At 38.4% G+C, this 13,935-nt stretch carries 10 protein-coding genes and 3 tRNA genes; 4 read left to right on the plus strand and 9 right to left on the minus strand.

The window, feature by feature from the left end:
- Positions 1–43: 43 nt before the first annotated feature.
- The 5 genes from cysK to mfd all read right to left on the minus strand — a co-directional run bounded on the left by cysK (position 44) and on the right by mfd (position 5,137).
- On the minus strand, positions 44–994 hold the full coding sequence (cysK, locus tag BMX01_RS00460; protein WP_064082037.1) for a cysteine synthase A: 951 nt from the start codon (positions 992–994) through the stop codon (positions 44–46).
- 224 nt (positions 995–1,218) lie between these two features.
- Positions 1,219–1,294: transfer RNA gene (locus BMX01_RS00465), tRNA-Gly, on the minus strand.
- Between the two features lie 31 nt (positions 1,295–1,325).
- Positions 1,326–1,412 (minus strand) — tRNA-Leu (locus BMX01_RS00470).
- A 24-nt stretch (positions 1,413–1,436) separates the two neighbouring features.
- A tRNA-Gly gene (locus BMX01_RS00475) sits at positions 1,437–1,512 on the minus strand.
- A gap of 154 nt (positions 1,513–1,666) precedes the next feature.
- Complete coding sequence (gene mfd / locus BMX01_RS00480; RefSeq protein WP_064082036.1) at positions 1,667–5,137, minus strand: transcription-repair coupling factor; 3,471 nt, start codon at positions 5,135–5,137, stop codon at positions 1,667–1,669.
- Positions 5,138–5,251: 114 nt separating this feature from the next.
- On the opposite strand from mfd, the gene pepN reads away from it, so the two are divergent.
- Positions 5,252–7,861 (plus strand): aminopeptidase N, encoded by a 2,610-nt coding sequence (gene pepN / locus BMX01_RS00485; RefSeq protein WP_064082035.1) that lies wholly within the window; start codon positions 5,252–5,254, stop codon positions 7,859–7,861.
- A 111-nt stretch (positions 7,862–7,972) separates the two neighbouring features.
- Here pepN and plsY read toward each other — a convergent pair whose 3' ends face one another.
- The gene (plsY, locus tag BMX01_RS00490; protein WP_064082034.1) at positions 7,973–8,572 is read right to left on the minus strand and encodes a glycerol-3-phosphate 1-O-acyltransferase PlsY; all 600 of its coding nucleotides are present in this window, start codon (positions 8,570–8,572) and stop codon (positions 7,973–7,975) included.
- A 74-nt stretch (positions 8,573–8,646) separates the two neighbouring features.
- On the opposite strand from plsY, the gene folB reads away from it, so the two are divergent.
- Both folB and cdd read left to right on the plus strand, forming a co-directional pair.
- The gene (gene folB, locus BMX01_RS00495; RefSeq protein WP_064082033.1) at positions 8,647–9,003 is read left to right on the plus strand and encodes a dihydroneopterin aldolase; all 357 of its coding nucleotides are present in this window, start codon (positions 8,647–8,649) and stop codon (positions 9,001–9,003) included.
- Between the two features lie 88 nt (positions 9,004–9,091).
- Positions 9,092–9,985: a cytidine deaminase gene (gene cdd / locus BMX01_RS00500; RefSeq protein ID WP_064083337.1), complete on the plus strand. Its 894-nt coding sequence runs from the start codon at positions 9,092–9,094 to the stop codon at positions 9,983–9,985.
- Positions 9,986–10,025: 40 nt separating this feature from the next.
- Here the strand turns inward: cdd and ftsX are convergent, their stop codons facing one another.
- The 3 genes from ftsX to ftsY are packed head-to-tail and all read right to left on the minus strand — an operon-like array spanning position 10,026 to position 13,216.
- Positions 10,026–10,964, minus strand: a complete 939-nt coding sequence (gene ftsX, locus BMX01_RS00505) for a permease-like cell division protein FtsX (RefSeq protein ID WP_064082032.1) — start codon at positions 10,962–10,964, stop codon at positions 10,026–10,028.
- A 9-nt stretch (positions 10,965–10,973) separates the two neighbouring features.
- Complete coding sequence (gene ftsE, locus BMX01_RS00510) at positions 10,974–11,627, minus strand: cell division ATP-binding protein FtsE (RefSeq protein WP_064082031.1); 654 nt, start codon at positions 11,625–11,627, stop codon at positions 10,974–10,976.
- Positions 11,628–11,665: 38 nt separating this feature from the next.
- Positions 11,666–13,216 (minus strand): signal recognition particle-docking protein FtsY, encoded by a 1,551-nt coding sequence (ftsY, locus tag BMX01_RS00515; RefSeq protein WP_064082030.1) that lies wholly within the window; start codon positions 13,214–13,216, stop codon positions 11,666–11,668.
- A 79-nt stretch (positions 13,217–13,295) separates the two neighbouring features.
- Between ftsY and rsmD the strand changes: the two genes are divergently transcribed.
- Positions 13,296–13,889 (plus strand): 16S rRNA (guanine(966)-N(2))-methyltransferase RsmD, encoded by a 594-nt coding sequence (gene rsmD / locus BMX01_RS00520; protein WP_064083336.1) that lies wholly within the window; start codon positions 13,296–13,298, stop codon positions 13,887–13,889.
- Positions 13,890–13,935: the final 46 nt, after the last annotated feature.

Consider the following 13,935-nt stretch of genomic DNA (forward strand, 5'->3'; position numbering starts at 1 on the left):
AAAAAGCAAAATGTCAGCTTGAGCTGACATTTTTGCTAGAAACTTAAATTTCAATTCCTTCAAATAATAAGGTACTTAAGTAACGTTCTGATGCAGAAGGTAAGACTGCTACAATTTGTTTATCCGAAAATTCAGGTAATTTAGCTAAACGATCTGCTGCTGCGACTGCTGCACCAGATGAAATGCCGACTAGAATGCCTTCTTTAGCCATAAGTTGATGTGCTATTTCAAGGGCTTCTTCGCTCGATACTTGTTCAACGCGGTCAATTAACGTTAAATCTAAGTTTTTAGGAATAAAGCCCGCACCAATACCTTGAATTTTATGTGGACCAGGTTGCACTTCCTCGCCATTTAATGTTTGTGTTATTACCGGGGATTCTTTTGGTTCCACTGCAACAGAGATAATTTGTTTGCCTTTGTCTTGTTTTATATAGCGTGAAACGCCTGTGATTGTACCGCCAGTGCCTACGCCTGCTACGATAACATCAATTTTGCCTTCAGTCGCTTGCCAAATTTCAGGACCTGTCGTTTGTTGGTGAATGGCTGGATTCGCTGGATTTTCAAACTGTTTTAGCATTATGTAACGGTTTGGATCGCTAGCAAAAATCTCTTCAGCTTTAGCAATAGCGCCTTTCATACCTAATGCGCCTTCAGTAAGCACTAAATTTGTGCCTAAGCCACGTAATAGACGTTTACGTTCATCACTCATGGTTTCTGGCATTGTTAAGGTGATTTTATAGCCACGAGCTGCCGCAACATAGGCTAACGCAATGCCTGTATTGCCACTTGTTGCATCCACAATTTCTTTATCTTTAGTTAAAATACCGTCTTTTTCCGCTTGCCATACCATATTGGCACCAATACGACATTTAACACTAAAGCTTGGATTACGGGCTTCAATTTTCACCAGTAAATTGCCATTTTGACCAAAATGTTTTAAACGCACAATGGGGGTATTGCCAATGGTATATGAATTATCTGCGAAAATTGTCATACTTGTGATTCCTTCTTAAGGTTGGTTAGGATCTTGTAAAGAATACGCTATTATTTTATATGATGTTAGTGATAAAAGTTATTTTATATAACTAAATTACATATAAAAAAACGTTAAGTAATAAATAAAAAGCTTAGTGTAAAAAATGCTATGTATTAGATAACTAATAAGAAAAAAAGTTAGTAGGCTTTTAGCTGACAAAAATAATGGGGTTATTGATAAATTGGAGCGGGAAACGAGGCTCGAACTCGCGACCCCGACCTTGGCAAGGTCGTGCTCTACCAACTGAGCTATTCCCGCGTATTGAAGTGATTTTTAGCTATTATCGAAATGGTGCCCGAGGCCAGACTTGAACTGGCACGCCCCGAAAGGCGAGGGATTTTAAATCCCTTGCGTCTACCGATTCCGCCACTCGGGCACAACTATTTTTAAACTTTAAAATTGGAGCGGGAAACGAGGCTCGAACTCGCGACCCCGACCTTGGCAAGGTCGTGCTCTACCAACTGAGCTATTCCCGCAATAAAAATGCTACGTGGTTGCGTAGCGATTTATATGCCATATTCTAGATTTTTTTTCTAGGTTGTCAAACATAAATTTATAAAAGTATTTTAATAGCCTAACTTTTGGTCAGTTTGTTGATTTTTAAAGCATAGCGGTTTCTTTTTAGTAAAATTAGTCCGCTTGGTTAGTTAATTCTGTAATTAGATCAGTGATGAATTGTAAGCGTTGTTCACCCTTTTCAAAAGGTTTGATAATTTTAAATTTTAATGGTCCATCAAATTTAAACATATTTTTGTCTGATTGAATCAGTTGTAAAAATTTGATTGGGTTTAGTTGTGCATTCGGTTTGAATTCTAAATAGCCACCATTAGCGCCCATTTCAATTTTTTTCAGATCAAGTTGTTTTGCCATATGGCGTAACTGTGTGATCCGAAATAAATTTTGGGCCGCTTCAGGCAGTAAACCAAAGCGATCGATTAGCTCAATTTTGAGATCTTTTAATCCTTCTTTATTTTCTGTGCTTGCAATTCGTTTGTAGAAGGACAACCGCATATTGACATCGGGGACATAATCATCAGGCAATAATGCTGGAATTCGGAGCTCAATTTCTACTTGGCTTTGTGTGATTTCATCAAGGGTGGGTTCAAGGCCGTTTTGTAATGCTTGTACGGCATTTTTGAGTAAATCCATATATAGTGAGAAACCAATAGACTCAATCTGTCCGCTTTGTTCTGCACCAAGTAATTCGCCAGCACCGCGTATTTCTAAGTCGTGTGTAGCTAAGACAAAGCCAGCACCAAGGTTATCAATTGAGCTAATTGCTTCTAAACGTTGTTGAGCATCTTTGGTTAAGGTTTTAGGATGTGGTGTTAATAAATAAGCATAGGCTTGATGGTGTGAACGTCCTACACGGCCACGTAATTGATGAAGTTGTGCTAAGCCAAATTTATTCGCTTGTTCAATAATAATGGTATTAGCTGTTGGTACATCAATGCCTGTTTCGATAATGGTAGAGCAAACCAATAGGTTAAAGCGTTGATGATAAAAATCGCTCATTACTCGTTCTAAATCGCGTTCTCGCATTTGTCCGTGTCCGATAACAATCCGTGCCTCAGGTACTAATTCAGCTAATTTAGTGGCACAATTTTCGATAGTCGCTATGTCATTATGTAAGTAGTAAACTTGTCCGCCACGTAAAATTTCACGCAAGATGGCTTCTTTGATGATGGTGTCGTCTTGTTGGCAAACAAAGGTTTTGATCGTTAAACGGCGAGATGGTGGGCTGGCGATGATAGATAAATCACGCATACCGTTTAGTGCCATATTTAATGTTCTTGGGATAGGGGTGGCAGTTAGCGTCAGAATGTCAATATTTGCTCTTAATTGTTTGATTTTCTCTTTTTGACGGACGCTAAAGCGATGTTCTTCATCAATCACTAATAAGCCAAGATCGTGGAATTTTACATTATCTTGTAATAGTTTATGTGTTCCTATTAGGATATCGACTTTGTGAGTGGCTACACGCGCTAGAATATCTTTTTGTTCTTTGGCGGTTTTAAAGCGGGATAGTACTTCAATATTAATTGGGTAGTTGGCGAAGCGATCTTTAAAATCTTCATAGTGTTGCTGTGCTAGCAAGGTTGTGGGCACTAATACTGCGACTTGTTTATGATTTTCTACCGCAAGATAGGTTGCTCGCATTGCAACTTCTGTTTTACCAAAGCCTACATCACCGCAAATTAATCGGTCCATTGCTTTCGCTTGGCACATATCGCTGATCACAGCATGAATAGCAAGTTTCTGATCTTCAGTTTCTTCAAATGGAAAGGAATGGCTAAATTGCATGAAAGCATCACGATCATAGGCAAATTTAAAGCCTTTTTGTGTTTCTCGTTTAGCATAAATATCTAATAATTCTGCGGCAATATCATGAATTTTTTCTACCGCTTTTTGCCGATTTTTTGCCCAGGTTTCAGATCCTAATTTATGTAAAGGTGCTTGTTCATCAGCTCTGCCGATATAACGTGAGATTAAATGTAATGCGGCGACTGGCACGTAAAGTTTGGCATCATTGGCATAATTCAAAACTAAATATTCCGCTTTGATACCACCAGTATCTAACACAGTTAAGCCTGCATAACGTCCAACCCCATTTTCTAAATGCACTACTGCTTGTCCGATTTTGAGTTCAGCCAAGTTGCGGATTAAGGTATCAGGATTGACGGCGTTGTGTTTATCTTTTCTGACTGTTTTTTGAACACGCTTACCTAATAGATTTGTTTCGCAAATAACGGCGTAATGTTGTCCGCTTGTATCTTCAAAAATAAAACCTTGATCAAGCGGTGAAATTAATAGGCAAATTTGTGAGTCAGCTTCAGATAATGTATTGATTTGCTTAGGCTTAAGCTTTAATGGTGCAAGTAATTCAAGTAAGGTCTCACGCCGACCTTCTGTTTCCACAGAAAAGATAATTTTACCGCTAAATGTGTTGCGAAATTGGTTAAAAGCCTGCAAAGGATCTTTTAAGTGTGTGTTGATGGCTAATGGGGGTAATGGCTGAACACTTGCATTCATTTTAGCCGTAGTTTCGCGGATCTTTTCTGTCGTTAATGTTAAGCGTGGATAGCCTTTTAATGCGCGATTGATTTCATCGGGTTTAAACCATAGTTGTTCAGGTTTGAGGAGTGGGCGCATTGGATCAAGTTGACGACTTTGGTAGCGTTGTGTTGTTTCTTGATAAAATTGTGTCGCTTTGTCATTAATGCCTGCATAGGTAATAAATAAGGTGTTGGGACTAAGATAATCGAATAGACTAGCCATTTCTTGAAAGAAAAGCGGTTGCCAATATTCAATACCGCCATTCAAAATACCTTTGCTGACTTGTTGATAAATATGTTCAGGTTCGCGTCTGATTTCGCCAAAGACTTCACGGAATTTCGTGCGAAAATGTTCAATACCTTGCTGATCAGTAGGAAACTCGTGGGCGGGTAATAAATTGATTTGTTCAATTTTGCTAATGGTGCGTTGTGTATCAACATCAAATGTTCTTAATGAGTCAATTTCGTCATCGAAAAAGTCCAAACGGAAAGGTAGGCTTGTGCCGATTGGGTAGAGATCAAGTAATGCGCCACGTACGGCGTATTCACCATATTCTAATACTTGTTCAACGGCACGATAACCTGCATTTTCTAATTGTAGGCGTAGTGAATCAATCGAAAAGCGGTCCCCTTTTTTGATCAATAACACGTTATTTGCTAGGTAACTTGGTGGGCAGATTTTTTGTAGTAATGTGTTGACGGGTAACAGTAATATTTGCTGTTTAGTTTGTCGTAAATGGAATAATACTGATAAACGTGCAGAAATAATTTCTTGATGAGGAGAGAAATTATCGTAAGGCAATGTTTCCCAATCAGGAAAAACGGCAACCGGTAATTGACTAAATTGGCGTAATGATTTTTCAAGACGCAATGCTGTGCGAATATTGGTGGTAACCACTAGGGTGCAACCGTTAAATTGTGTGGCTGCTTGTGCAATAATTAATGTATCAGCATCCCCTATTAGATTGCCAAGTGTTTGGTGATCCTGAAATTTAGCCGCTTCTGGTGAAATTAGGGGCAAATTGAAATGAAGTTCTAAAGACATATAAGCCGTCATATTTTTTGGAAAATTTGCAGTTATTTTAGTACAATTATGCTTGCTTCTCTATGGTCAGTTTGTCATTACTGTATAAATAGCGCGAATAAACAAGGATAAGATATGCAACCTAAAGCAAAATATAGAAAAGATTACCAGGCACCTGATTTTACTATTACTGATATTTATCTTGATTTTCAGCTTGATTCAGATCGTACTTTTGTTATATCTAAATTAAGTGTAGAACGTAAAAAAGCAGGCGCAACGGCATTGCGTTTAGATGGTCATAGCTTTGATTTTCTTTCCTTAAAGTTGAATGGTGAGCATTATTCAGCATTCGTAAAAGATGATCAATCACTGACCATTGATGTGAGCGCAGTGGCGGATAAGTTTGAGCTAGAAATTGAAACGGGCTTAAATCCCGCCCAAAATACTTCCTTGCAGGGTTTATATCAATCAAGTAATGCGATTTGTACGCAATGTGAAGCGGAAGGTTTTCGCCAAATTACCTATATGCTTGATCGTCCAGATGTATTAGCAAAATATCGCACTAGAATCACCGCTTCTAAAGCAAAATACCCTATTTTATTATCTAATGGGAACCGTGTTGCGCAAGGAACATTAACGGATGGGCGTCATTGGGTAGAATGGCAAGATCCTTTTTTAAAACCAAGCTATTTATTTGCTTTAGTGGCAGGCGATTTTGACTTGTTACAAGATACGTTTGTCACCTGTAGTGGTCGCAAGGTGGCATTAGAAATTTATGTGGATCGTGGCAATTTAGATCGAGCAAGTTGGGCGATGGAAAGTTTGAAGCGGGCAATGAAATGGGATGAAACACGCTTTGGACTTGAATATGATTTAGATATTTATATGATCGTTGCGGTTGATTTCTTCAATATGGGGGCGATGGAAAATAAAGGCTTAAATATTTTTAATGCTAAATTTGTATTAGCGAAGCCAGAGACCGCAACCGATAGCGATTATTTAGATATTGAAAGTGTGATTGGCCATGAATATTTCCATAATTGGACCGGTAATCGTATTACTTGTCGTGATTGGTTTCAATTAAGTTTAAAAGAAGGGCTCACCGTTTTTCGTGATCAAGAATTTACGGCAGACTTATGGTCCCGCTCTGCAAAACGAATTGACGATGTTCGTTTATTACGTGCGACACAATTTGCTGAAGATGCCAGCCCAATGGCGCACCCTATTCGTCCTGAAAAAGTGATTGAAATGAATAATTTTTATACCGTCACAGTGTATGAAAAAGGTGCCGAAGTGATTCGTATGTTACATACTTTATTAGGTGAGCAACTGTTTCAACAAGGAATGCAATTATATGTAGCAGAAAATGATGGTTCAGCAGCAACGTGTGAAGATTTTATCAGAGCAATGGAACGTGCTTCATCCATAGATTTAAGCCAATTCCGCCGTTGGTATAGCCAATCAGGTACGCCAGAATTAACGGTGAGTGATGAATATGATGAAATAAATCACACCTATCGTTTATTTGTTTCACAGTATACGCCGGCAACGGCTGATCAATTAGAAAAACTTAACTTACATATTCCACTGAAAATTGAGTTGTATGCGCAAGAAAATGGCCAAGCTATTCCATTAGAATTTGAAGGCAAGGCTGTTCATAATGTATTAGATATTTTACAAACGCATCAAACGTTTGAATTTGATAACGTGATGTATAAACCTATTCCTGCATTATTATGTGATTTCTCAGCGCCAGTGAAGTTAGATTATAACTATACTAATCAACAATTAACTGCATTACTGAAATTTGCTAAAAATAACTTTGTGCGCTGGAATGCAGCACAAACATTATTTAATAATGAATTACGTACTAATCTTGTACGCCATCAAACTGGGCAAACATTATCATTTTCTAGCGAATTAATAGAAGCGCTAATTTATGTGTTAGATAATGCTGAAAGCGATATTCAGCTGACAGCCTTAATGCTTCACTTGCCAAAAAGCACAGAATTTGCTGAGTTATTTAAAGTTATTGATGTAACCGGCATTGTGATTGTTCGCGACTTTGTGTTACGCACCATTGCGGAAACATTACGAGACCGTTTTATTCATTTGTATAACCGTTACCGTTGTGACAAGTATCAAGTGGTAGCAAGCGATATAGCAAAACGCGCATTACGCAATGTGTGTTTAACTTACTTAGCATTTACTGAAGTGGGCAATCATTTAACCTATAAACATTATCAACAATCGGACAATATGACGGACACGTTGGCGGCGCTTTCAGCCGCGACACAAGCACAATTAACTTGTCGTGATCAACTGCTTGCTGATTTTGAGCAAAAATGGCAACAAGATGGTTTAGTCATGGATAAATGGTTTATGCTACAGGCGATGCGTCCTGATGCAAACGTATTACAGCTAGTGCAAAGTTTATTAACGCACCCAAGTTTTAACTTGAATAATCCAAATCGTGTGCGTTCGCTAATAGGCGCATTTGCTAACCAAAATCCACAAGCTTTCCACGCGGTTGATGGTTCAGGCTACCGCTTTTTAGTTGATATATTGCTTAAATTAAATCAGCATAATCCACAGTTAGCATCACGTTTAATTGAACCTTTAATTAAATTATCTCGCTATGATAATCAGCGCCAAACATTAATGAGACGAGGCTTAAAACGTTTGATGGAATTAGATAATTTAGCACCAGATTTATACGAAAAGATCGAGAAAGCGTTACAATAATCACATCATTTGTTGGTTAGCTACAATTGCTTGCTTAAAAAGATTAAGCGGTCTAATTTAATCAAAATTTGCAAATAAAAGATTAAAGTAGGCCGCTTATTTTTGAACGGATTACTTACTTCTTAATTTATCCCATAGCCGTTCTTCTTGGCCACGCCATAATCTCTGAATATTATCGTGATGACGATAGATCAATAAACAACAGATTAATGCGACTGGAAAAGTAAATTCAGGTTTAAAACACCAAATATAAAAGGGCGCAGTCAACGCCATAATCACCGCACTCAATGAAGAAAACCTCGTGAGTAAGAATATGATTAACCAAGTACAGATCATTGTAGTTGAGGCAACAATACTAATTGGAAAGAATACGCCAAAGGCTGTTGCTACTCCTTTCCCGCCACGAAATTGAAAGAAAATAGGAAAAATATGCCCTAAGCAAGCCGCTAAGCCAATCAAGCCAATGGCAGATGGTGATAAATCGCAGCGAAAGGCGATTAGCACCGGCAAACTGCCTTTTAACGTATCAAATAATAACACACCGATAGCCGCTAATTTACCACCATTCCGCAACACATTCGTTGCTCCCGGATTATGAGAACCATTTTGGCGAGGATCGGGTAATCCTGCCAAACGGCAGAAAATAATCGCACTGCAAATTGAACCCAGTAAATAAGCGGTCAGAATCAGCAAATAAGCAGTGAGTGTCATAAAAGGTCCTTTCTCTCGATGTTCTATGCTATATTTCACTCAAATAGTACCATAACTTTATGAGGAAAACTAAAATGGCGGATAAAGTTTTTATTCACGAATTGACCGCATTTGCGGCTATTGGCGCTTATGATTGGGAGCATACGATTAAACAACGTTTAGTGTTTAATATCGAAATGGCATGGGATTTTACGCAAGCCGTGATGACGGAAGATCTGCAATATTGCTTAAATTATGCAGAGATTTCAGAAAAAATATTGCACTTTGTTGAATCTAAACCATTTAAATTAGTTGAAACGGTCGCACATCAGGTAGCGGATTTTTTGCAAGAAAATTATGCAATTCAAGCGCTTAGAATTGAATTGCATAAGCCAAAAGCAGTTGCTCAAGCAAGTAGTATTGGTGTGATTGTGGAACGAAGTGCCGATTAGCTGAGATTTCGCTTATAGTTATGAGCTATCACAACTCACACCACACTAGTTAGCTATAATAATTAATTTATTCAAGAGGGAAATGACTATGCCAACTTTATCTGCACTCCAACATCGATTAGCGCAGTTAGCAGAACAGAAAAACGAACCGCTTACATTAGCAATTATTGAACAGCTTAAACAGCAATCTTATCAAGGTGCGTTATCCGCACCACTAGTGCAACAATTTTGTCAGCAATTTTCGTTATCTAAAATTGAATTAGGCTTAGCTTGTGTACCTATTGCAGCTTGTTACGCATTGACACCCGTGTCACATTTTTACGTGGGGGCTGTTGCTATAGGGCTATCAGGCAGTTTTTATTTTGGCGCTAACCAAGAGTTTGCAGGGATCGCAATGCAACAAACTGTACACGCCGAACAAAGTGCGATCTCGCACGCTTGGCTTGCGTGCGAAGGGGCAATCAGTGATATGGTGGTAAATTGCACCCCTTGTGGGCATTGCCGTCAGTTTATGAATGAATTAAACACCGCTACAACATTGCAAATTCACTTACCACATCGGCAACACAATACATTACAACAATATTTAATTGATGCCTTTGGGCCGAAAGATCTAAATATTGCCAATGTATTGTTTGATCAACAACACATAGCGCTACCTTTACAAGGCGATGCACTAGTCCAAGCGGCGATCAAGGAGGCACAACAGGCTTATGCACCTTATAGTCAAGCAGTCAGTGCAGCCGCATTACAAGTAGGGGAGCAAATAGTTTGTGGTCGTTATGCAGAAAATGCGGCGTTTAATCCTAGTTTATTACCATTACAAAGTGCATTAAATTATCGCCGATTTTTAGGTTTATCTGATGTGGCGGTCAGTCGTGTAGTGATGGTGGAAAAACGAGCAGAGCTAAGCCATTATCATATGAGTAAAGCCTTAGCTGAAACAGCATTGGGATTAACACTAGAGTACATAGCGGTTTAATTTTTGACTAAAAAAGCACCGCTTAGGTGCTTTTTTAACTTTAATATTTGGATCCAATCCTATAAATATAACGATTTGTTGCCAGTTTTGCAGAAAGCCACCCCATAAAGACACACACAGTCACGATGAAGAAAAACTCACTGAATACTAGGCCATTTAACTCAAATTTGACAGTAAAAATATCCGTTACATATTTGACTACGCCAGTAAAATACTTAATAAGTAAGTTACTGAATAACGCTGCCAAAGCACTGCCTGCTAAACCATAAAGCATCCCTTTACATAGAAAAGCACGAGCAATAAAGTAGTCAGTAGCACCTAATAACTGTTGTACCTCAATTGAAGTTTTACTATTAGCAACATCAGTTCGCACCGCATTGCCAATCACTAAAAAAACGGAAGTGAGCATTAAAATAGTGCAGATAATCGCAATGCGGGCAATTAGCCACGTCAATGAAGTTAGTTTGGCAAGCCAATCATTATCTAAACGAACTTCTTGCACGCCTTTAATTGCTTGTAAGCCATTGCGTAAAGCTAACATTGAATCATTATTTGTAAAAGTCGCTTTTGGTTTTAAGGTAACGACGGCAGGCAAAGGATTATCATCAATAATATCTAAAGCTTCGCCAAAACCTGACCAAGAACGAAACTCTTCTAAACTTTGTTGTCGGGAAATATAGTTGAGTGATTCGATTTTATCCGCATCAAAATGGCGGATTTGTTCAACCACAGCATTTACGTCATGTTCTGCTAAATTTTTATGTAAATAAATGGTTAGCTCAGGTTCTGGATAAAATTCACTGGCAGCTTGATGGGTATTTTTCCACAACAAATAGCTTACTATCGGCATAGTGAGTGAGGCCGCAATCACTAATATCGTGAGAAAGGTGCCAAATTTACGTTGCATCAGGTCTTGCCAGACAGTACGTAGCGTGTAGCGTGTTTGTGCGCCAAAATGGCTATTAAATGAACGGACCATTCTCTCTCCTTAATTTTTAAGATGACCTTGTTCTAATATTAAGCATGGTTTGGGCCGTTTTGAAATCATGCTAGTATCGTGTGTCGCAATGAGCACGGTGGTCCCAGTCTGATTAAACTCTTCAAATAAACGAAAGATTTCAAATGAGAGTTTTTCATCTAAGTTACCAGTCGGTTCATCTGCTAATAATAAAATAGGACGATGAACAATTGCACGAGCAATATCGACCCGCTGTTGCTCTCCGCCAGAAAGATGTAAAGGGCGATAGTTTGCTTTATTGGCTAATCCTACGCGCTCTAAAGCGATTCGTGCTTCACGTTCAACGATTTGTTGGTTAATGCCTTGAATAATTAATGGCAAAGCGACATTATCTAGAATAGTTCGATCAGTTAATAAACGATAATTTTGATGTACCATACCAATTTGACGACGTAAAAATGGGAGTTCATGGAAGTCTAAACGCGTAATATCGTGACCATTAAAAATAATTTGCCCCCCGTTTGCCTGTTCAATGCCCATAATCAATTTGAGTAATGTACTTTTGCCTGCACCAGAATGGCCAGTTAAGTAGGTCATACCACCTGCGGGTAAATGAAAATTAATACCTTGTAAAGCAGGTTGCCCGCCTTTATAGGCCTTACTTACGTTTGTAAATGTAATCATTGTATTACCTTTTGCCGATCTTATTTGATTAAGGGATTTTATTCGTCGTATTCAAATAATGCGTCGATAAATTCTTCTGCATTGAATGGCCGTAAGTCATCAATTTTTTCCCCGACACCAATAAAACGAATCGGTAAATTAAATTGATCAGCAATGGCAAAAATAACGCCACCTTTAGCCGTACCATCTAATTTAGTTAATGTAATGCCAGTTAAACCGGTCGCTTCATTAAATAATTTAGCTTGGCTAATGGCATTTTGACCCGTGCCTGCATCTAGCGTCAACATAATTTCATGCGGTGCTGACTCATTATATTTTTTCATTACACGCACAATTTTTTTCAGCTCATCCATTAAATGATTTTTATTTTGTAAACGGCCTGCCGTATCTGCAATTAAAATATCAATGCCTTTGGAGGCTGCGGATTGCATTGCATCAAAAATAACTGATGCAGAATCTGCGCCGGTTGTTTGTGCCACGACCGGAATATTATTTCTTTCGCCCCAAACTTGTAATTGTTCAACCGCCGCTGCACGGAATGTATCGCCAGCTGCAAGCATTACAGATTTGCCTTCATCTTGTAATTTTTTAGCTAATTTACCAATGGTGGTTGTTTTACCTACGCCATTAACACCAACCATTAAAATGACATAAGGTTTTGTAAGCGGATCAATTTCAAGCGGTTTATCAATGGGCTTTAATACATTTGCTAATTCAATTTTTAATTGCTGATAAAGCAAATCTGCGTCTTTTAACTGCTTTTTAGTGGCGTGCGTGGTTAGGTTTTGAATGATTTTGGTGGTGGTGGGCATACCTAGATCAGCCATTAACAAACGTTCTTCTAATTCTTCAAACAGTTCATCATCAATTTTTTTACCGCGAAAGAATTCACGAAAGTTGGAACCAATATTTTGTTTGGTTTTAATTAAACCTTTTAATAAACGACTAAAAAAACCATTCTCATTTGTTTTTTCGGAATGGTTATCGACAGTAATAACCGGCGATATCGATGGTGTTATTGCATTTTCAGTGATCTCGATCGCTTGTTCGATCTCGGTTTCAGAGGGTAGTTTGCTGATTCCTGTGGTTTGAGTGAATGCACATGGCTCATCAGGCAAAATGGACGTGCAATCAGGTTGTATTGTTGGCAGGTCAATATGATCGGCTGGTTGTCTAGCCGTATCAATAATCGCAATCGATTGCAGTTTCTCTTCTTCGAAAGCGTGTTCAATTTTTTCGGCAGAAGCTTGGATAAATTTTTTTGTTTCTTCAACGGAATTATCAATGAATTCATCTATTTTTTCAGCTTGTTGCGCCACGAATTCATCTATCTTGGCTAATTTTTCTTCTGCGGAAGTCTCTAATTTTTCTAAATTATCCGATCGCTCGTATTGATCAATAATCTGTTCAACGTTATTTTCAAGCGGTTCAATTTGGTTTGTATCTTGCGGTAATGTTTGATTATCTTCAACCACCTGAGTTGCTAAGGGGGGTGCTTCTGTTATTGTTGTTTCAGGCTCTGCTGGTTTTGTGTGTTCTTTTTTGCGAAAATTTAACCACGACAAAAAGCCTTTTTTCTTTTCTGCCATATTTTTCTCACTTTTCCTTTTAAAATGGACTAAACTTAGCTAGTTTACCAAATAATCGTTATTTTTTCCTTTATATTATATGAAAAAAACTCGTAATCTTCCTAAACAGACTAAGCAAAGCGGTGAAGTTCGCATTATTGCAGGATTATGGCGTGGACGAAAGTTGTCCGTGTTAAATGCTGAGGGGTTGCGCCCTACTTCCGATCGTGTAAAAGAGATGTTATTTAATTGGCTAATGCATGATGTTGCTGGTTGTTATTGTTTAGATTGTTTTGCCGGCAGTGGTTCATTAGGCATTGAGGCGCTTTCTCGACAAGCAAAAGCGGTGGTTTTTCTTGAGAAATTTGCGAATGCTGCGAGCGTGTTGCGTAATAATGTTGCCCATTTAACCGGTGCTAATGCAAGTGTCATTAATACGGATACATTACAATACCTTGCACAAAAAAATACGCAACAACCTTTTGAACTCGTGTTTATTGATCCTCCATTCCATAATAATTTAGTGCCGGAGATTATTGCATTACTTGAGCGAAATGATTGGCTTGTTAGTAAAGCGCTGATTTATGTTGAAACTGAAAAAGATCATTTGGCGCTTCAATTGCCAGCTAACTGGCAACTTTTGAAAGAAAAAGTGACAGGGCAAGTAATAAGTCGGTTATTTCAACGTCTATAAATTTGTGGCATATTAAGCGCTCTATTTACTTATTTTGAAAACAATT

Origin of the sequence: [Haemophilus] ducreyi, from assembly GCF_900109315.1 — a bacterium.
Lineage (GTDB): Bacteria > Pseudomonadota > Gammaproteobacteria > Enterobacterales > Pasteurellaceae > Haemophilus_B > Haemophilus_B ducreyi.